17 protein-coding genes are annotated in these 19,618 nt (G+C 36.3%); all 17 read left to right on the top strand.

What is annotated here, in order from left to right; all coding sequences use genetic code 11:
• The first annotated feature begins 1 nt into the window (after position 1).
• Positions 2 to 1,294, top strand: a complete 1,293-nt coding sequence (locus J4O15_RS13750) for a WG repeat-containing protein (RefSeq protein ID WP_009219187.1) — start codon at positions 2 to 4, stop codon at positions 1,292 to 1,294.
• A 10-nt stretch (positions 1,295 to 1,304) separates the two neighbouring features.
• Positions 1,305 to 2,363: an AAA family ATPase gene (locus J4O15_RS13745; protein WP_208101153.1), complete on the top strand. Its 1,059-nt coding sequence runs from the start codon at positions 1,305 to 1,307 to the stop codon at positions 2,361 to 2,363.
• 10 nt (positions 2,364 to 2,373) lie between these two features.
• Positions 2,374 to 3,816: a DUF6382 domain-containing protein gene (locus J4O15_RS13740; protein ID WP_009219185.1), complete on the top strand. Its 1,443-nt coding sequence runs from the start codon at positions 2,374 to 2,376 to the stop codon at positions 3,814 to 3,816.
• A gap of 3 nt (positions 3,817 to 3,819) precedes the next feature.
• A complete protein-coding gene (locus J4O15_RS13735) occupies positions 3,820 to 4,578 on the top strand; it encodes a PP2C family protein-serine/threonine phosphatase (protein WP_208101152.1) in 759 nt (252 codons plus the stop codon).
• Positions 4,579 to 4,588: 10 nt separating this feature from the next.
• Positions 4,589 to 6,568: a serine/threonine-protein kinase gene (locus J4O15_RS13730; protein ID WP_009219183.1), complete on the top strand. Its 1,980-nt coding sequence runs from the start codon at positions 4,589 to 4,591 to the stop codon at positions 6,566 to 6,568.
• The gene (locus J4O15_RS13725; protein WP_009219182.1) at positions 6,568 to 7,020 is read left to right on the top strand and encodes a hypothetical protein; all 453 of its coding nucleotides are present in this window, start codon (positions 6,568 to 6,570) and stop codon (positions 7,018 to 7,020) included. The genes J4O15_RS13730 and J4O15_RS13725 overlap by 1 nt, the downstream gene beginning before the upstream one ends.
• A 4-nt stretch (positions 7,021 to 7,024) precedes the next feature.
• Positions 7,025 to 9,904, top strand: a complete 2,880-nt coding sequence (locus J4O15_RS13720) for an Ig-like domain-containing protein (protein WP_208101151.1) — start codon at positions 7,025 to 7,027, stop codon at positions 9,902 to 9,904.
• A gap of 119 nt (positions 9,905 to 10,023) precedes the next feature.
• Entirely contained in the window at positions 10,024 to 10,170 is a 147-nt protein-coding gene (gene scfA / locus J4O15_RS13715; RefSeq protein WP_007593215.1) for a six-cysteine ranthipeptide SCIFF, read from the top strand.
• A gap of 94 nt (positions 10,171 to 10,264) precedes the next feature.
• Positions 10,265 to 11,656, top strand: coding sequence for a thioether cross-link-forming SCIFF peptide maturase (gene scfB, locus J4O15_RS13710; protein ID WP_009219179.1), 1,392 nt, complete (start codon positions 10,265 to 10,267; stop codon positions 11,654 to 11,656).
• 14 nt (positions 11,657 to 11,670) lie between these two features.
• The gene (gene secD / locus J4O15_RS13705) at positions 11,671 to 14,082 is read left to right on the top strand and encodes a protein translocase subunit SecD (protein WP_208101150.1); all 2,412 of its coding nucleotides are present in this window, start codon (positions 11,671 to 11,673) and stop codon (positions 14,080 to 14,082) included.
• 7 nt (positions 14,083 to 14,089) lie between these two features.
• The gene (gene tgt, locus J4O15_RS13700) at positions 14,090 to 15,226 is read left to right on the top strand and encodes a tRNA guanosine(34) transglycosylase Tgt (RefSeq protein ID WP_208101149.1); all 1,137 of its coding nucleotides are present in this window, start codon (positions 14,090 to 14,092) and stop codon (positions 15,224 to 15,226) included.
• 7 nt (positions 15,227 to 15,233) lie between these two features.
• Positions 15,234 to 15,542, top strand: coding sequence for a preprotein translocase subunit YajC (gene yajC / locus J4O15_RS13695; protein WP_009219176.1), 309 nt, complete (start codon positions 15,234 to 15,236; stop codon positions 15,540 to 15,542).
• 57 nt (positions 15,543 to 15,599) lie between these two features.
• The gene (locus J4O15_RS13690) at positions 15,600 to 16,595 is read left to right on the top strand and encodes a 3'-5' exonuclease (RefSeq protein ID WP_243762071.1); all 996 of its coding nucleotides are present in this window, start codon (positions 15,600 to 15,602) and stop codon (positions 16,593 to 16,595) included.
• Complete coding sequence (locus tag J4O15_RS13685; RefSeq protein WP_208101147.1) at positions 16,596 to 17,696, top strand: L-threonylcarbamoyladenylate synthase; 1,101 nt, start codon at positions 16,596 to 16,598, stop codon at positions 17,694 to 17,696.
• The gene (locus J4O15_RS13680) at positions 17,693 to 18,187 is read left to right on the top strand and encodes a deoxycytidylate deaminase (protein ID WP_009219173.1); all 495 of its coding nucleotides are present in this window, start codon (positions 17,693 to 17,695) and stop codon (positions 18,185 to 18,187) included. Before J4O15_RS13685 ends, J4O15_RS13680 begins: the two co-directional genes overlap by 4 nt.
• The gene (gene nth / locus J4O15_RS13675) at positions 18,184 to 18,813 is read left to right on the top strand and encodes an endonuclease III (protein WP_208101146.1); all 630 of its coding nucleotides are present in this window, start codon (positions 18,184 to 18,186) and stop codon (positions 18,811 to 18,813) included. The genes J4O15_RS13680 and nth overlap by 4 nt, the downstream gene beginning before the upstream one ends.
• Entirely contained in the window at positions 18,810 to 19,517 is a 708-nt protein-coding gene (locus tag J4O15_RS13670) for a 3'-5' exonuclease (RefSeq protein ID WP_208101145.1), read from the top strand. Before nth ends, J4O15_RS13670 begins: the two co-directional genes overlap by 4 nt.
• Positions 19,518 to 19,618: the final 101 nt, after the last annotated feature.

The raw sequence follows: 19,618 nt of genomic DNA, 5'->3' as shown, positions 1-19,618 counted from the left end.
TATGACAATGAAGAAGATTTTGGTGCCGATAATAATATTGTTACTCATATGTGGCTGGGGCAATATAATAGGGAGAAATGCCGGAGAGATTAAGAGCTATAAAGAGCATATGGCAAATGCCAAGGCACTGGATGAAAAAGAGATTTATGTAGACGCCCTTGAGCAGTATAAGAAGGCATTGGAGTTTACAAAGGACAAGTTCCCTATAGAAGAGGCTATTCTTGATGATTATCTAAATCTTAAAAAGTATCAGGACTTTGAAAAGCAGGGCAGCATGATTTTGGAAAATTATAATTATCCAAGAAGTACAGTTAAAAAGATGGTTGACTACTATATGGATAGGAAGCAGTCAGCCAATGCCCTAAAGCTTGTAAATGCTTATCTGGAAAAGAATAAAGATGATGAAGAATTAGTAGAGTTACAGGGAAAGCTTAGGGGAATCTATACAGATGTTTACTTTTCAGGTGATTCTATAAATGAAGAGTATAACGGCTTTTATGTATTTACTGATGACGAAAAAGAAGGCTTGCTAAAGTCGGACGGTACGGAGAAGATAAAGGCTATATATGATGAAATATACCCATACGGTAAGGAGCCCAACTATGCCGCAGTATCTGATGAGGGCCAGCTTTATTATATTGATAAAAACGGCTATAAGAAGCTTATGACCGATTTTGAGGTGGAGGCTCTGGGTGTATTTGGAAATAAGCTGGCACCATATGTAAGTGAGGGAAAATATTCTTATATTGATGAGAATGCCGATAAAGCTACAGAAACAATATACGACTTTGCAGGAAGTTTTGCAAATAAGAGAGCCGCCATAAAGCAAGGTGATAAATGGGCAATTATAAAAAGTGATTTTTCACAGGTTACAGATTTTATATATGATGATGTGATACTGGATGACTTAGGGTTTTCCACTTCACAGAATGTATATATAGCAAAGCTGAACGGCAAATATCATATTTTTGATTTGGACGGAAATATGAAAGGAAGTGAAGGCTTTGATGAGGCAAAGGCATTTATGTCCGATGATGCCACTGCTGTCAAAATAGACGGCAAATGGGGATTTGTGAATAGGAGCGGTGATATAGAGATGATGACGGAGTATAAGGATGCAAAGCCTTTTTCAAACGGATTTGCGGCTGTATATGACGGGAAAATGTGGGGTTATATAAATAAAAACTCTACTGTAGTGATTGATTTTGAGTTTAATGAAGCAGGCTCTTTTAACAGCAGCGGGATAGCGGCTGTAAGAAAGGGTGCCTGGAAATTTATAAAACTTGTGGAATAGGAGGTTTTTAATGAAAATCAGACTGGCTTTAATAGATGGTGACGAGGATTACAGGAAAAGATTGTCAGATTTTTATATTAAAAATTATCATGACAAAATAGAAATACTTAATTTTTCTTCATTAGATTCATTTGAAAATAACAGGGGAAATAAGACCATTGATATTATGCTTGTATCTGAAACTATAGAAGATGATTTGTCTATGTATAGTGAAAAGATAAGTATTGCGTATTTATCAGACAGGGATTTAATAGAGAGAAAAAACAATATAAAGACAATAAATAAGTTCAAAAAGCCTGAAAAGATATATAAGGAGATATTGAATGTCCTTGCAGACGGAGTGAACGGAGATATTGCATATAAATTCAGTGAAGGAAATAATACCTTGGTGGAGGTGTTTATGCCGGTAAACGGAGGTGCCGGTGCGACTTCTTTAGCGATAGCATATGGAAAGAGATTGGTAAGGCAGGGTATACCTACACTTTATTTAAACTTTGAAGCATTAAGCTCATCCAATATTTTTTTGCCCGGAGAGGGGAATACGGGATTTGATGAAATAATATATGCGCTAAAGAGCAAAAAGCAAAGTGTTTCACTGAAAATAGAGAGTAATGTGCTAAAAAATGAGGACGGACTTGATTTCTTTAATGAGGCAAGGATAGTTCTTGATATGCTGGAGATGAGCGATGAAGATATATCTGTACTGATTAGAGAAATACAAAGTATGGGCAAGTACAGGCATATAATCATAGACAGCAATTTAAATCTTGGAAGCAGATTGAATATTTTCTCAAAGCTGGCTTATAAGGTTATTTTTGTTTTTGAAGACACGAAGCTTGGGATAAAGAAAATGTCTGATTTGAATGAGGCATTGCATCTGTTGGAAAATGGTGGAAATATTGATATAACAAATAAGCTCAGTCTTATATGTAATAAGGTAAAAGATATGAATCAGGTTTCTATTCCCGAAAGTCTTTCTGTTAGAGATTTTGTAAAAAATTATAATGTGGACAGCAAGGAATTAACACAGATTTTGTCACAGACTCCGTTTTTGGAGAATTTGAGATAGGGGGCTTTTGATGTTTAAAAAAAATGATACAGATAAAGGTATCGAGCTGATATATGATGTGGGTAAGAATGACAGGATTGATAATGTAAGTATTGGAATGATGAGGAATAATGATATTCCCGGACTTTTTCCCATAGATATAATCACAAATGATACCAATATTGAATTTAAGTATAAGCTTGGTCAGGTGAAAAATCTAAATGAGTATCTTGAAGAAGATCTTACAAAGGATGATTTATTAAATATATTTGAAAATATTTGTAAAGCAATAAGCTGTATTGAAGAATATATGCTTAGTGATACTCAAGTTTTTTTGGAAAATGAATATATATTCATAAAGGATGATACTCTAAGACTTATTTTATTGCCTGTATACGACAGAAGAAACAGTATAAGTATGCCCGTGTTCTTTAAAAATTTACTACTCGATATGATGGTAAAAAATGAGTATGCGGCTTATTTTGCATCTGATATAACCAGGCAGCTTACGGAGGAAGAAAGTTTCTCATATGATAAGTTTCTTGAACTGATATCTGCTTTAAAGCTTAAAAAACATATAGAAAAGCCGGAAATCAAAAAGCCTGCGATTAGCTCTGAAGCTAAGGAGAGAAGAGTCAATAATATAGAAAATTCTTTAAAACCCCGGTATTTAGGAGTTGATTATCAGGGATATAGTGATACAAAATATAATAATTCAGGATATAATAATATAAATCATAATAAAAAATATAATAATAACATCTTAACAAATTTCGATATTCAAAATTCAAATAAAATTCTTAATCAAAATCCAAGTCAAGATACACAAACAAATACCATAAATCCAGCTAAGGAAGGAAAGAAAAAGGGGCTGTTTTGCTTTGGAAAGTCTGAAAAGAAAAAAGAAGAAAAACAAGTAAGTACAAGCAGTTTTCAGACCAATAACAGCTTCCTTATTCCGGGAAGAGAAGAGCCTGTAAATGTAGGTTCACAGGAGAAAAAGGAGAAAAAGAAGTTTTCTCTTTTTGGAAAGAAGAAGGAAAAGGAAGTTGTTCAAAAGGATAATAATATTTCCCATACAATTCCTGTGGGAGGAAATTTTGGAGAAACCACTGTTTTACAGCAAAATCCGATAAATCCCGGTGAGACAACATTGCTTAACTTTTTCCCAACCACCTTAAGTTCATTTCTTATATGGATAAGAACGGGAGAGAAGATATTTATAAATAAGTCAAACTTTAGAATAGGCAGAGAGAAAAACTATGTGGATTTTTGTATAATCGGTAATACCTCTGTAGGAAGAAATCATGCCGAAATCATACAAAAAGACGGTTCGTTCTTTATAAGGGATCTGAAGTCATTGAATTTCACTATGGTAAACGGTGAGAAAATATCACCAAATCTGGAGGTGGAGCTTTGGGATAATGATATTATAAGTCTGGCAAATGAAGAATTTGAATTTCATATAGGATAGCTTATGAATTATTTTGTTGCGGCACAAACAGATATTGGATTAAAAAAAGCATGTAATCAGGACAGTATCATTTTAAAAAGAGCAAAATTTAAGGGAGAAGAGGTTTGTCTTGGAGTTATTTGTGACGGATTGGGTGGTCTATCCTGTGGGGAACTGGCAAGTAAAAGTATTGTGGAGGCATTTTCCGATTGGTTTTTACACCAATACAGTAAATATGAGAATGTTTGGGATGAAAACCGTTTTAGAATTGATATGGGAAATATTTTAATCTCTGAAAATGAAGGATTATTATATTATGGTAGAGAGCATGGTATATATCTGGGTACTACTATAACGGCGATAATATTGGCAGGAAATAAATTTTTTGCATGTCATGTAGGCGATACCAGATTATATAAAATATCATTGTCAAAAATCAGACTGCTTACCAATGACCATACTTTTATTGCAAAGGAAATAGCAGAGGGTAGGCTTACAAAAAAGGAAGCAAAAAATGCCCCCGAAAGAAATGTTCTTTTGCAATGTATCGGTGCGACAAAGGATGTAAAACCGGATATGTTTTGCGGAGAGGTGCAAAAAGGTGATATATTGCTACTTTGCAGCGACGGCTTTAGACATAAAGTGTCGGAAAAAGAGATTTTATCCGGGCTTTTAAATTGTGAGAATCAAAGGTTTAATGATGTATTACGGGATTTGATAGATTTAAACCTTAAAAGAAAAGAACAGGATAATATTACAGTTGCTTTGATAAAGGTGCAATGATAGGTGAAATATGTTGGAGATTGGCAGCCTTTTAGATGGAAAATATAAGATTTTAAATAAAATCGGTCAGGGAGGTATGAGTATTGTTTACCTTGCTATGAATGAAAAGGCAAATAAGCAATGGGCAATAAAGGAGATGAGGAAGGAAAAAAACAAAAATTATGAGGTCATGAAACAAAGCCTTATAACCGAAACCAATCTCCTAAAAGAGCTGAAACATCCCTACCTGCCAAGTATCGCTGATATAATTGAAAATGATGATACTATAATTATAGTGATGGACTATGTGGAAGGCAGACCTTTATCTGATATTCTGGCAGAAGAAGGTACGATAGAAGAGGAAATGGTAGTGGAATATGCCATACAGCTTTGTGATGTGCTGGACTATCTGCATTCACAAGATCCACCTATAATATACAGGGATTTAAAGCCGGCAAATATAATGTTAAGACCTGACGGCAAGATCACTTTGATAGATTTCGGAACGGCGAGAAAGTATAACTATGACAGTATATCGGACACCACCTGTCTTGGGACAGTGGGATATGCCGCACCTGAGCAGTTTGCCGGAGAAACTCTAAGGCAGACCGATGCTAGAACCGATATATATAATCTGGGTGCCACTATGTATCATCTTTTGACAGGTGTAAACCCTTCAGAACCGCCGTATGAGCTATATCCTATAAGAAGATGGGATGAGAGATTATCAAACGGACTGGAAAAGATAATACTCAGAGCTACAAGAAAGGATCCTGAAAAAAGATTTAATGATTGCAGGGAAATGGCATATGCGCTAAAGCATTTCAGGGATTTGGATGATTCATATATAGCCGGGCAAAAAAGAAAATTATTGTTTTTTGTAACAACTCTTTTTTTATCATTTTTTTGTTTTTCTATGTCTGTAGTTGTAAACGGAATGGAAAAAAGAGAGATATCCAAGGTATACAATAATTATCTCTCTGATGCGGCTCTTCACATTGCCTCAAGTGATAATAAAAAGAATATTGATGGTGATGTTTTAAAACTTTTTAAAGAAGCGATAAATATAGCACCGCAAAACACGGAAGCATATATAAGAATGCTTGATTACTACTGTGACAGAGGACAGACAAGAAACGGTTTGATGGCTATTTCCGCCATGATTGCATCAGGTAAGGGAGACTTAAGTAAGAATGACGATCTGATGATGAAAATGGGGCAGATATACTTTCTCGGTAACAGCAAGGATGCAGATTTCAGTGTTGATTACAGCAGTGCTGCAAGCTATTTTGATAAGGTGGATACAAAAAAATATCCTCAGGCAAAGTATTATTCTTCACTTTCCGGATCGCTTTCAGAGATAGGTACGGACTGGGAGGGAATAGTAAAGGATATGAATAATGTGGATGAGTATTTGAGTACGGAGGTAAATGAGAGGGAAAAAGTAGAAATATATATAACATTGTCAAAGATATACAGAGCAAATGCTTTCGGCATACAAAAGGTTGGAGAAAAGCCTTTTGATAAGGCTATGGAGCTTCTTATGAAGGCGGATGAGATACTAAAAAGTCCTTATACAGACAATGATTTAAAGGAAAATTATTTACCTGAGGTATACTTTGGACTTGCAGATGCCTACTATAGAAGAGCCAATATTGATTTGCAGGATAAAAGTGCAAAAGATGATCTGTATGAAGCTGTTTCATATTATGAACAGTATCTTATATTTGCCACATCCACACAGTCTATTATTTTTGAAAACAGAATAGGGGATATTTATAGGACACTTGGAGAATATGACAGAGCAGTGACTGAATACAAAAAAATCATTGAAAAGTATCCTATGGATGAGACGGCATATATAAGCCTGTCTACAATGCTTCTTATGGATATGAAGGATGTGGAGGGTTCAGCTGATATTTACAGAGAGGCAAGTAAGCTACCTGATATTGAATTCAATTCAAATTTTGTTTCATTAAAAAACAAATTACAAAATGTCGGAGGTATATAATGCACAGGATTTTATATTTTGGAGGACTTGCATCAGGTGCTGTTATGCTTATATTAAGTATTTTGATATGGTTTAAACTTGGTATAAGAAAGGCTTTCAGAGATGTTTTAAGCTATGGCTCAAAAGGTAAGTGGTTGGTAGATCCACAAATATTAAATAAGACCATGCCTCTTAGAAAGACTGATTCAGGCAGGATAATAACAGGTGCAACAGTAAAGAAAACAACAAATAAAATAAAAAATAATAAGATAAAAAACGATCCGGGTATAAATAACTCTGCTAAAATAAATTCTACAAGTACAAGCTTATTAAATACATACCATTTAAATATAATAAATCAGGAAGAAACAACTCTTTTAGAAAATTATCATGGTCAGATTCTTAAAAATCACAAGGAAAATATCAATTTGGAAATTATCGAGGAAATCAATTTAATTGCGGGAGGTAGATAGTTTTATGAATGTTGGAGATAAGGAAAAAAGGATAATATCAATAGTTATTTGTATTTGTTTTCTGTTTCAAATCATTTTCAGGTCTTTTGTCTTTGATTCTTTTGCGGCAGAGGCAAATCCTGTTATAGCATTGATTTTTACAGATGGTAAGGGATATTACATTAAGGAAGTTTCAACATTATTAAATCCGGATGGTACATTAATTCTACCAAGTCCAAGAGACTTTTTGTATGGTAATGATGAAAGCTACACAAGCTGGACTCCGGTACTTATAGAGAATTCTTTTGAAAATGTAAGAAAAATTATATTGAACGGGGGAAGCCTTGAGATAGCTGAGTATGATATTTCAAGACCGCCGACTCTTGCCACATCATCAGTTGCGACTCCGTCAAGAGCCACTTCATCCAATGCTGAAAGAGAAGATATGGTGATAAGAAACGGATTTATAGAAATAAAGGAAAATGAAAGCAGAAATACAAGCATTACTGTTTATAAGAGCAATATATATTTTGAAGTAGGAAGCAGACTGGATATACTGGATGGGAATAATCGAAATACGATTTCTGAGAATATGAGGCAATTTATTTCCAAGAATGGAAATAAAAATCAGATTTTCTTTGTTTCAGTACAACCACCGTCAACGGAAAGAGAGAATGGAGAAAATCGGGAGATTATGAGCAAAGTACTTTCAAGCTCACGAGTAGAAAATATTGCTTTAAGGGAAGGGGCACAATCTGCAAATAACTCAAGTGGAAAAAGAGGTGAATCCGGTAAGAGAAGTTCACAAAAAAGCGGTAGAGAAGGAATTGGAGAAGGAAAAGCCTCACAAAAAAGCGGTGGGGAAAGAAATGGAAGTATAAGCTCAGAGCAAAATAATGAAGAAAGAAGAGCCGGAGGTATAAATTCAGAGCAAAATAGTGAATCAAGGAGCTTGAGAGAAATAAGCTTAGAGCAAAATAATGAAGAAAGAAGAGCCGGAGGTATAAATTCAGAGCAAAATAGTGAATCAAGGAGCTTGAGAGAAATAAGCTCAGAGCAAAATAATGAAGAAAGAAGAGACGGAGAAATAAATTCTCGGACGAATAGAAATGCAAATGCTGAGAGCGACACACAAATAAATGAAACAGGCAGTATACAAAATAATATCTCATCTAATATTCAAAGAAGTCGGGGTAATAGAGGAAATAGAAGAAGTAATGTTTCAGTCAGAGCCGTAGAAGAGAATAATACTTCGCAAAACAGCCTTGATATAAATACTGTTCCTGATACAAATACTGTGGGAAATACAGATATTTCGTCACAAGACCAAAGATTTTATGTACCGATAGGCAGCACGGAGAGAAAAAATTCTGATATCGGCAGTGCAGCTACCAATATCGGAAGCTTAAGCACCAATATAGTCGGTACAAATCCCAATGCGGATGTTACAAATCTCAATCCAACCGGTACAAATCCCAATATAGCCGGTACAAATCCTGATATCGGTAGTGAAAATCTCGATACAGGAAGTACAAATACCGATGGTGTTAGCTTCAATATAGGCAATATAAGTACCAACACCCTAAATAATACTTTAAGTGCCGATATCAATACAGGCAGCAGAAGAAGATCCGGAGTAAGTATAAGCAGAGGTACTTCAGATAATAAAGTCAACGGTTTTATCACCACAAAAAATACATCTGTAAGTATAAATGATGATAATTTTAATTCAAATAATTATTCGGTACTTGTATATAAGAATGTAGGCGGAAAAGAAGTATTGTCAGAAACCAAATATTCATGGAGTTCAAGCGGTGACAGTCATAGAGCCGATATTTCATTTGAGGATGACGGAGAGTATAGAATTGCCGTTGTCAGAAATAATGCAAATTCGGATAGAGAAGGAGTAAGGTTTGAAGAAAAGGTAAAAGTGGATTCTACAGCACCGTATATAACTATCACGGGAGTGGAAGATCTGACCGCAAATGCAAGAACGGTTTCACCTGTGGTAAAATACAGTGATGTAAATATTGATTTGCAAAGGTCAAAGATCACTCTAACTTCGGTTACTGACGGTAAATCAAGAGACCTTATATACAAGGCTAAAAAGGAAGATGACGGATATATACTTAATCTTGATCCTATATATATTGATGATAACTATATTCTTACAGTGAGTATATATGATTTGGCAGGTAATGTTACCGAGCAGAAGGTGAATTTTTCTGTAAATAAAAACGGTGCTACTTTTAAGTTTAAGCCGGAAGATATTGTAGGACAGTATACAAATAAGTCATTTAAGCCTGTTATCGAAGTATGGAATACGGATGAGATTTCTATAGTATCGGCTACAATAAACGGAATGGATGAGCCGTATGAGTTTGTAAACGGTGAGTTGAGATTTTTAAAATCCATTGATAAGGACGGTAAATACACCTTCAATCTTGAAGTAATAGATACGGCAGGCAATAAGGCTTCTATGAAGCCGGTGGAAATCATCTATGATGCCACAAAGCCCGTAGCTATGATTCTTGGGGTGGAGGAAAGTAAGAGCTATGAGGGTAGTGTAAACATTATATTAAGCACCGAGCTTCCGGGAGATTTTATTGAGTCGGTATGGCTGGATAAGAGACTTCTTGCAAAGAGTGAATATACATTAAAGGATGACGGCAAAGTCACTCTTAATGTCAGTGTAGAAGGAAATCATACTATAAAGGCTCAGGCAAAGGACAAGGCAGGCAATCTAAGCGATATCGTCTCTGTAAGTTTTGATATAAAGGTGCCGAAGGCAAATTTATTATCTGCCGGTTATATACCTTGGGCGGTAATAACACTCGGTCTTTTAACGGGGCTTGGAATAGCCTTTGCCAATTATAAAAAGGGCTTGAAGAGAGAGGAAGAATAAATCTTCGCTAAATCATCTTGTTAAGAAAAAATTTATTTATTGAAAAAGATATTTACTTATGCTAAAATAGTTTCGCATAAAGCTTGTTGTCGTAGTATCGACATAGAAGGAGAATGTATATGAAGCATGTTGTTACTTTAAATGAAAAAACTCTTAAAGAGAGCTTAAAGCGTGGTGGTTGTGGCGAGTGCCAGACTTCTTGTCAGTCAGCTTGCAAGACATCTTGCACAGTTGGAAATCAGGGTTGTGAGAATCCTAACAGATAAGACGCTTGTATCAAAAACCCCCCTTTACGGTCTTTGACTGTTAAGGGGGCTTTTCATGTTGTAATATTTGCTTCATGATAGAAAGAGGAATAATTTGTTACACCAATATAAAAATAACGGATACAACATAGTTTTGGATGTGAATTCAGGCTCTGTTCACGTAGTGGATGAGCTTATGTATGATGCAATGGAGCTTGGAGAAAAGCTTATAGGAGAAATAGATGCTCCTATAAAGCTGAGTGATCAGATAAAAGCTGATATCAGAACCGGCTTAAAGGATAAGTACAGTGCCGAGGAGATAGAAGAGGCTATATCGGATATACAGGAACTTATAGATGCAGAGGAACTTTATACAAAGGATACCTATGAGTTGTATATCAATGATTTTAAAGAAAGACAGACTGTGGTAAAGGCACTCTGCTTACATATTGCTCATGACTGTAATCTGGCTTGTAAATATTGCTTTGCCGAAGAGGGAGAATATCATGGCAGAAGAGCATTGATGAGCTATGATGTGGGTAAGAGAGCGCTAGATTTTCTTGTTGCCAACTCCGGAAACAGAAGAAATCTCGAGGTTGATTTCTTTGGCGGTGAGCCGCTTATGAACTGGCAGGTGGTAAAAGACCTGGTAAAATACGGAAGAAGTCTTGAAGAGGCAAACAATAAGAAGTTCAGATTTACTATCACCACAAACGGTATGCTTCTAAATGATGAAATCATGGAGTTTTGCAATCAGGAGATGTCCAATGTGGTACTAAGTCTTGACGGAAGAAAAGAAGTAAATGATGCTATGCGTCCTACCAGAGGAGGTAAGGGAAGCTATGATGTTATAGTTCCCAAGTTTGTAAAATTTGCCGAGTCAAGAGGTACAAAGGACTATTATATCAGAGGTACTTTTACAAGAAATAATCTGGAGTTTTCAAAGGATGTATTGCATTTTGCGGATCTTGGATTTAAGCAGACCAGTATGGAGCCTGTGGTAGGCGAGGATGGTGAGGCTTTTGCTATCAGGCAGGAAGATATTCCAAAGATTATGGAGGAATATGATAAGCTTGCGGTAGAGTATATCAAGAGAAAGAAAGAGGGAAGAGGATTTAATTTCTTCCACTTTAATATAGATTTGACTCAAGGTCCATGCGTAGCAAAGAGATTATCAGGCTGCGGATCAGGAACCGAATACCTGGCAGTGACACCATGGGGCGACTTATATCCATGTCATCAATTCGTTGGTAAGGATGAATTTTTGCTTGGAAATGTATTTGACGGGTTAGAGAGAAAAGATATTAGTAATGAGTTTAAGCTATGCAATGTTTATGCTAAACCAAAGTGTAAGGATTGCTATGCAAGATTTTATTGTAGTGGAGGATGTGCAGCTAATTCTTATAGCTTCCACGGCTCTATTACGGATACTTATGATATCGGTTGCGAACTTCAAAAAAAGAGAATTGAGTGTGCAATAATGATAAAAGCAGCATTAGCTGGGTAAAATAGGAGAAGATAATGAAGGACAATAAGCAAAAGGGCTTAGCCTCTCTCTTTATCACATTTGTGATTTTGGTGTTTTTAGGTTTTCTTGCCTACAATGTTTTGTCAGGGGGTAAGAATACCGAGATTGCGGCAAATTCAAGTGAAACTGCAATAACAAGTGCAGATAGCGCCGCATCAAGTGAAAGCGGTGAAAGTTCTGAAAGTTCATCCGTTGATGAGAGTAGTGATGTATCAAAAGAGGCAATCGCCGAGAGTACTATAAGCGGTGAGACGACAGAGGATACAGGTAAAACTTCCAAATCCGGTACAGGTAAGATAAAGCTCGGACTTGATTTGGCAGGTGGTGTAAGTATTACTTACCAGACAGTGGAGCCTAATCCCTCAGATGAGGATATGGCGGATACTATCTACAAATTGCAGCAAAGAGTTCAAAATTATTCAACAGAGGCTGAGGTTTACAGAGAGGGTGGAAACAGAATAAATATTGACATCCCCGGAGTATCTGATGCCAATGCTATTTTGAATGACCTTGGAAAACCTGGTTCTTTGATTTTTATGGATCCGCAAGGTAATACCGTACTTACAGGCGATCAGGTGGCTACGGCAAAGGCGGGTATTATAGACAATAACGGTAACAGCGAGTATGTAGTATCACTTACATTTACAGATGAAGGCTCAAAGGCATTTGAAGATGCTACAGCAAAGCTTATTGGTCAGCAGATTGCAATTATATATGACAATGTGGTTTATTCCGCTCCGACAGTTCAATCAGCTATAACAGGCGGAAATGCTCAAATTACAGGAATGGAATCTTATGAAGTTGCAAAAAATCTTGCATCTACCATTCGTATAGGTTCACTTTCACTTGAGCTGGAAGAGCTTAGAAGTAATGTAGTTGGAGCAAAGCTCGGACAGGAAGCTATATCTACAAGTGTGAAAGCGGCAATAGTAGGATTTATTGTTTTGGCTATATTTATGATAGCTGTATTCTTACTTCCGGGTGTGGCATCCGTAATTGCACTTTCATTATATGTAATACTTGAGATTCTTCTTTTATCCGCATTTGAGATTACACTTACATTGCCGGGTATTGCAGGTATCATACTTTCAATAGGTATGGCGGTGGATGCAAATGTTATTATCTTTACAAGAATAAAAGAAGAGATAGGTCTTGGAAAGAGCGTACATGAGGCTATAAATCTTGGATTTAAAAAGGCATTGTCCGCTATTATTGACGGAAATGTTACCACACTTATAGCGGCAGCCGTACTTTATCTGCGTGGTTCAGGTACTGTAAAGGGCTTTGCACAGACACTTGCACTCGGTATTATACTTTCTATGTTTACAGCATTGTTTGTAACAAGATTTGTACTTACGGCATTCTACAATATAGGACTTGAAAGTGAAAAACTATATGGCAAGAAACTTGAAAGAAAGCCTATAGATTTTGTGGGAATGAAGAAGATAACCATGGCTGTTTCTGCTGTTATCATAATTGCAGGTATAGCGGGTGCAGGCTTTAACAAGGCTAAGATAGGTGATTTATTTAACTATGGTATAGACTTTAAGGGTGGAACATCTACAAATGTTACATTCAATGAGGACTATTCATTAGAGCAAATCTCAAAAGAGGTTGTACCTGTTGTAGAATCTATAACAGGAGAGGCGGGTACACAGACACAGAAGGTAGAAGGCTCAAATGAGGTTATTATAAAGACTCGTACACTTACAGTGGATGAGAGAGAAAAACTTAACAGTGCACTTGCAGAGAAATTCGGTGTGGATGCTGAAAAGATAACAGCCGAGTCTATATCAGCTGCGGTAAGTACCGAGATGAAGGCGGATGCCGTAGTTGCAACAGTGATTGCGACAGTACTTATGCTTTTATATATCTGGTTCAGATTTAAAGATTTCAGATTTGCAACAAGTTCCGTATTGGCACTTGTACATGATGTACTTGTTGTTGTTACATTCTATGCACTTCTTCGTTGGAGTGTAGGTTCAACATTTATTGCATGTATACTTACAATAGTAGGTTATTCTATAAATGCTACAATCGTAATCTTTGACAGAATAAGAGAAAATAAGGCATTACTTTCAAGAGCAACCAAGGAAGAGATTATCAATACAAGTGTTACCGAGACTCTTACAAGAAGTATTTATTCATCGCTTACTACATTTATAATGATTTTTGTTCTGTTCATAATGGGAGTATCTTCTATCAGAGAATTTGCACTTCCAATTATGGTAGGTATTGTAGCGGGTACATACTCTTCAGTATTCCTCTCAAGTATATTCTGGTATATATTCAGCAATAAGTTTGAGAATAAGATAGAAGAACAAAAAACAGAGAATAATAAGGGCAAGAAGAAAAAAGCTAAAAAGGTTGAAATAAATAAAGACAGCAATGGTGCTGTAGTTTAGGTATTTTATGAAATATGAAATAAAGGCTGTGGATAAAAGGGCCAAAAGTGCTACTATGGAAACAGTTCACGGTACTGTAGAGACTCCGCTTTTTATGAATGTCGGTACGGTAGCCGCTATAAAGGGTGCCGTATCAACTGATGACCTAAAGGAAATAGGTTGTCAGGTGGAACTTTCAAATACTTATCACCTGCATGTAAGGACAGGTGATAAGCTTATAAAGGAGTTCGGAGGTTTGCATGAGTTTATGCACTGGGACAGACCGATACTTACGGATTCGGGCGGTTTTCAGGTGTTCTCACTTGCCAAGCTTAGGAAAATCAAGGAAGAGGGAGTTGCTTTTAACTCTCATATTGACGGAAGAAAGATTTTTATGGGTCCTGAGGAGAGTATGCAGATACAGTCAAATCTCGGCTCCACTATAGCTATGGCATTTGATGAATGTCCTCCGGCGCTTGCAGAAAGAAAATATATAGAGGATTCTGTAGCACGCACCACCAGATGGCTGCAAAGATGTAAGGTGGAGATGGACAGGCTCAATTCTTTGGAAGATACTATAAACAAAGAACAATTGCTTTTTGGTATAAATCAGGGCGGTATCATTGACGATATCAGAATCTCACATGCAAAGACAATAAGTGAGATGAATCTTGACGGATATGCCATAGGCGGTTTGGCAGTGGGTGAGAGTCATGAGGAGATGTATCATATCCTTGATATGACTGTAGAGCATTTGCCAAAGGATAAGCCGACATATCTTATGGGAGTGGGAACTCCTATAAATATACTTGAAGCCGTGGACAGAGGAGTTGATTTCTTTGATTGTGTATATCCCAGCAGGAACGGCAGACATGGTCATGTATATACAAACTATGGAAAGCTGAATCTTTTTAATAAAAAATATGAATTGGACAAAAGACCTATTGAAGAAGGGTGTAATTGCCCTACTTGCAGGTCTTATTCCAGAGGCTATATCAGGCATCTTTTAAAGGCAAATGAAATGCTTGGTATGCGTCTTTGTGTATTGCACAATCTATATTTCTATAATACAATGATGAGTGAGATTCGCACAGCTATACGCGAAAATAGGTATACAGAATATAAAAATAGTAAGATAAGAACGATGCTTGAGGGTTCTAAATAGGAGGATTATGAATATTTTGGCAGCTGCAAATGCAGGCGGAGGTTTTGGAGTAGGTGCTATTGCGATGTATGTTGTGTTCATTGCGGCTATATTTTATTTTATGGCGTATAGACCTAACAAAAAAGAAAAGGCTAAACAGGCTGAACTTTTCGCAAGCTTGGAGGTTGGTGATACAGTAGAGACTGCATCAGGTTTTTATGGTGTTTTGATTGATATTACAGAGGATACTGTGATAGTAGAGTTTGGAAACAATAAAAATTGTCGTATTCCGATGAGAAAAGATGCCATTGTAAAAAATGAAAAAATGACATCTTAAAATAAAGTAAAATCTAAGCACATCCTCCGGAGGATGTGCTTTTTTGGAAAGGTGGATATGGATAGTTATATAGTACTTGATTTGGAATGGAATCAAAGTCCAAACGGTAGAGAATATAGTAATAAAGATCTTCCCTTTGAAATAATAGAAATAGGAGCTCTAAAGCTTAATTCAAGACTTGAAATAGTGGATGAGTTTCACAGAGTAATAAAGCCCACGGTATATAAAAAGATGCATTTTAAGGTGCATGAGGTGGTGCAGATAGGTATTGGAGAATTAAAGAAAAAGGGTGTTCCCTTTGTAGAAGCTATAAGAGATTTTTTTGAGTTTTGTGAACTTGACAATCCTGAGAAGAAAAAGATACTTTGTACATGGGGCAATCTTGACCTTGTGGAACTTCAAAGAAATATGAAGTTTTACGGGGTGGAAAATAAATTTGATTATCCCTTGTTTTACTATGATATACAAAAGCTTTTTAATATAAGATATCCAAATGGAGAGCAGGACAGGATACCTCTTGAAAGAGCCGTAAATATGCTTGGTATAGAAACAAGGAGACCTTTTCATCACGCCTTTGATGATGCCTTTTATACGGTGAAGGTATTGCAAAATATGGATTTTGAACCTGTAAAAGAATATTATTCGCTGGATTATTACCGTGTACCGAGAAACAGCGATGAAGAGATATATTTGCATTTTTCGGGTTATTCAAAGTTTGTATCCACTTTATTTGCAACCAAGGAGGAAGCCGTTGCCGATAAGCACAATTCGGATCTTATATGTGATAGATGCAATAGGATGTTAAAGAAAAAAATTAAATGGTTTTCAACAAATCAAAGAAATTATTATTGCATAGGACTTTGCCCTGAACATGGGTTTGTAAAGGGTAAGATAAGAGTCAGAAAAAGTGATGAAAAATACTATGTGATAAAGACTACCAAGGTAGTGGATTCCACAGTGTATGAAGAAGTCAGGTTAAAATATGAAGAGAGCAAAAAAAAGCGGCTTATTAAGAGCAAAAGAAGGCTTTCGAAGGGTATGGGAGATTTTTAATTGGAGCTAAAGCAAACAAAAATAAAAAAAATAGATATAAAGGATATTTGTAAACTGTATGAAAATGCGGATATCAAAGAGGCTGCCGATATAATAAGGTCAGGTGGTTTAGTGGCATTTCCGACTGAAACCGTCTATGGACTTGGAGCAAATGCTCTTATGAGTGAGGCTGCCAAAAAGATATATGCAGCAAAGGGAAGACCAAGTGATAATCCGCTGATTGTGCATATTTCAAAGACTGAGGATGTAAATAATATTGCAAGGGAAATACCTGAGATATTTTATAAATTGGCTGAGTGCTTTTGGCCGGGACCGATGACGGTTGTTTTAAAAAAACGGATTATTATACCTGATGATACCAGCGGAGGTCTTGATACCGTAGCAGTAAGATTGCCTGATAATAATATAGCAAGAGCATTGATAGAGGTATCAAAAGTACCTATAGCCGCACCGAGTGCCAATACTTCGGGCAGACCTTCTCCCACAAGGGCATCACATGTATTTGATGATATGGATGGCAGAATAGATATGATAATAGACGGTGGAACTGTGGGAATAGGAGTGGAGTCCACTATAGTGGATTTGACGGGAGATATACCGACTCTTTTAAGACCGGGTGCCGTTACTGTTGAAATGCTTCAAGAGGTTTGCACTGAGGTAGATATAGATCCCGCCATAGAGCATTTACTTGCATCAGGTGAAGCTCCGAAAGCTCCCGGTATGAAATATAAGCATTATGCTCCAAAGGCGGATATGAAGATGCTTAAGGGGAATGAGGCTGCCGTTTTGGATTATCTTAAAAAAGAAATTTCTAAATCCGAAATAAAGACGGCAATACTTACAGTGGATGAACATTGGGCTGTATTGGAAAAGATCATAGAGGATAATAAAAAAGAGAATATAAAGCTTTTAAGTCTGGGCAGCTTAAAGGATATGAAAACTGTCGCCCACAATCTATTTGATGTGCTTAGAAAATGTGATGAACTGGGAGTAAGTACCATATTATCCGAGTCATTTGATGAAAGCGGTATAGGAAGAGCGATAATGAACAGGCTGAAAAAAGCTTCGGGCTTTAATATAATATATTTAGGTGAATTATGAGCGAAAAAAGAGAAGATTATATAAACTGGGATGAATATTTTATAGGTGTGGCAAAGTTAAGTGCAAGAAGATCAAAGGATCCGAGCACTCAGGTGGGAGCCTGCATAGTGAGTGAGGACAATAAGATACTTTCTATGGGATATAACGGATTTCCAAGAGGTTGTTCGGATGAGGATTTCCCATGGGGCAAGGAATATGAAATAACCGATCCTTATAATGCAAAATATTTATACTCCACACATAGTGAACTGAATGCAATATTAAATTACAGGGGAGGTTCACTTGAGGGCAGCAAGATATATGTTACTCTCTTTCCCTGCAATGAATGTGCAAAGGCTATTATACAGGCGGGAATAAAAACAATAATATATGAGGATGACAAATATGCAAGCAGTCCCTCGGTAAGAGCAAGTAAGAGAATGTTAAATGCGGCAGGTGTAAGATATTATGAATATCAACCAAGCGGAAGAAAAATAGAGATAATTGTATGACGGATAAAAGACTTGAAAGAATATTAGCTAAACTTGATGAAACATATGGTACAGAAAAAATTATATATTTGGAGTATAATACTCCATGGCAGCTTTTATTTGCCACCATACTGAGTGCACAATGTACGGATGCCAGAGTAAATATGGTTACAAGGGATCTGTATAAAAAATATGACAGTCTGGAAAAATTTGCTTCCGCAAAACTTGAGGAAATGGAGAAGGATATACATTCCATAGGTTTTTATCATAATAAGGCAAAGAATCTGATAGCCTGTGCAAGGAAGCTTTTATCGGACTTTGGAGGTGAGGTTCCAAGTGAACTTGAGGATCTTTTGACACTTCCGGGAGTCGGAAGAAAGACTGCAAATGTTATCAGGGGCAATATATTTGATATGCCCAGTATAGTGGTGGATACACATGTAAAGAGAATTACAAAAAAGCTGGGATTTACGCAGAGCGATGATCCGGTAAAGATAGAATTTGAACTCATGGAGATATTGCCGAAGGATCATTGGATAGTATGGAATACAGATTTGATAACTCTTGGCAGAACTATATGTATTGCAAGAAGAGAAAAATGTGATATTTGTTTTTTGAGAGAGGATTGCCCAAGTGCTAAAGTATGAGTACTTTAAATTATATTGCAATTGACCTTGAAACAAGTGGTATAAAGCTAAGAAATGATAAGATAATAGAGGTTGGACTTTTAAAAATAAAAGATTCGCATATAACGGATACCTTTTCCTGTCTTATAAACCCGGAGATAGAGATAAATGAAGATATACTGAGTCTCACAGGTATAAAGAAGAGAGAACTTTATAATGCTGAAAGTATAAATGAGGTAATAGGGCATATAGTCGAATTTTGTGAGGATTATGATCTGCTTGGACATAATACGGTTTTTGACTACAGCTTTATAAAAAGGGAGGCAAGTAGGGCAGGACTGGTCTTTGATAAAAAAGGATCGGATACATATAAATTATGCAAGAAGATACTGCCGGCGGATATAAAGAAAAATCTGACGGATGCATGCAGGTACTTTGGAATAGAGAGAAAAAATCCGCACAGAGCATTTTCGGATGCGTATTATACTCATCTTTTGTTTCAAAAGATTATGGAGAATTTCCCTGATTTTAATTTCAGTCCTGAACATATGGAAGTAAAGTTGAAAAAATTTATTCCTATCAGAAAAAGAACAAAAGAGGACTTGCAGAAATTATTAAATTGTCATAGAATTGGTTACAAGGTAAATATTGATTTGCTTTCAGAATCTGAAGCTAAAAGAATGATGGATAAAATCAAGTCCGGAAGTAAGGGTTTTGCTTTATAAAGCGTAAGTATTACAATCTACTTTCTGTGGATTGAAAAAGTTTCACTATTATAGTTTATCTTTTATAGAAAAGAGGTTTATATGGATAACAAGAAAAAAAG

Origin of the sequence: Lachnoanaerobaculum sp. Marseille-Q4761, assembly GCF_017565785.1 — a bacterium.
In the GTDB taxonomy this organism is placed as follows: Bacteria; Bacillota; Clostridia; order Lachnospirales; family Lachnospiraceae; genus Lachnoanaerobaculum.
Note: the sequence above shows the minus strand (reverse complement) of the source record. Positions and strands in the feature narration are given on the sequence as shown.

What these genes read in the sequence shown, in the direction of transcription:
- J4O15_RS13720 (WP_208101151.1), top strand. Translation starts at nt 7,025, where the DNA reads ATGAATGTTGGAGATAAGGAAAAAAGGATAATATCAATAGTTATTTGT.
- J4O15_RS13740 (WP_009219185.1), top strand. Translation starts at nt 2,374, where the DNA reads ATGTTTAAAAAAAATGATACAGATAAAGGTATCGAGCTGATATATGAT.
- J4O15_RS13750 (WP_009219187.1), top strand. Translation starts at nt 2, where the DNA reads ATGACAATGAAGAAGATTTTGGTGCCGATAATAATATTGTTACTCATA.
- J4O15_RS13725 (WP_009219182.1), top strand. Translation starts at nt 6,568, where the DNA reads ATGCACAGGATTTTATATTTTGGAGGACTTGCATCAGGTGCTGTTATG.
- yajC (WP_009219176.1), top strand. Translation starts at nt 15,234, where the DNA reads ATGAATATTTTGGCAGCTGCAAATGCAGGCGGAGGTTTTGGAGTAGGT.
- secD (WP_208101150.1), top strand. Translation starts at nt 11,671, where the DNA reads ATGAAGGACAATAAGCAAAAGGGCTTAGCCTCTCTCTTTATCACATTT.
- tgt (WP_208101149.1), top strand. Translation starts at nt 14,090, where the DNA reads ATGAAATATGAAATAAAGGCTGTGGATAAAAGGGCCAAAAGTGCTACT.
- scfA (WP_007593215.1), top strand. Translation starts at nt 10,024, where the DNA reads ATGAAGCATGTTGTTACTTTAAATGAAAAAACTCTTAAAGAGAGCTTA.
- J4O15_RS13745 (WP_208101153.1), top strand. Translation starts at nt 1,305, where the DNA reads ATGAAAATCAGACTGGCTTTAATAGATGGTGACGAGGATTACAGGAAA.
- J4O15_RS13690 (WP_243762071.1), top strand. Translation starts at nt 15,600, where the DNA reads ATGGATAGTTATATAGTACTTGATTTGGAATGGAATCAAAGTCCAAAC.
- J4O15_RS13680 (WP_009219173.1), top strand. Translation starts at nt 17,693, where the DNA reads ATGAGCGAAAAAAGAGAAGATTATATAAACTGGGATGAATATTTTATA.
- J4O15_RS13735 (WP_208101152.1), top strand. Translation starts at nt 3,820, where the DNA reads ATGAATTATTTTGTTGCGGCACAAACAGATATTGGATTAAAAAAAGCA.
- J4O15_RS13670 (WP_208101145.1), top strand. Translation starts at nt 18,810, where the DNA reads ATGAGTACTTTAAATTATATTGCAATTGACCTTGAAACAAGTGGTATA.
- J4O15_RS13730 (WP_009219183.1), top strand. Translation starts at nt 4,589, where the DNA reads ATGTTGGAGATTGGCAGCCTTTTAGATGGAAAATATAAGATTTTAAAT.
- nth (WP_208101146.1), top strand. Translation starts at nt 18,184, where the DNA reads ATGACGGATAAAAGACTTGAAAGAATATTAGCTAAACTTGATGAAACA.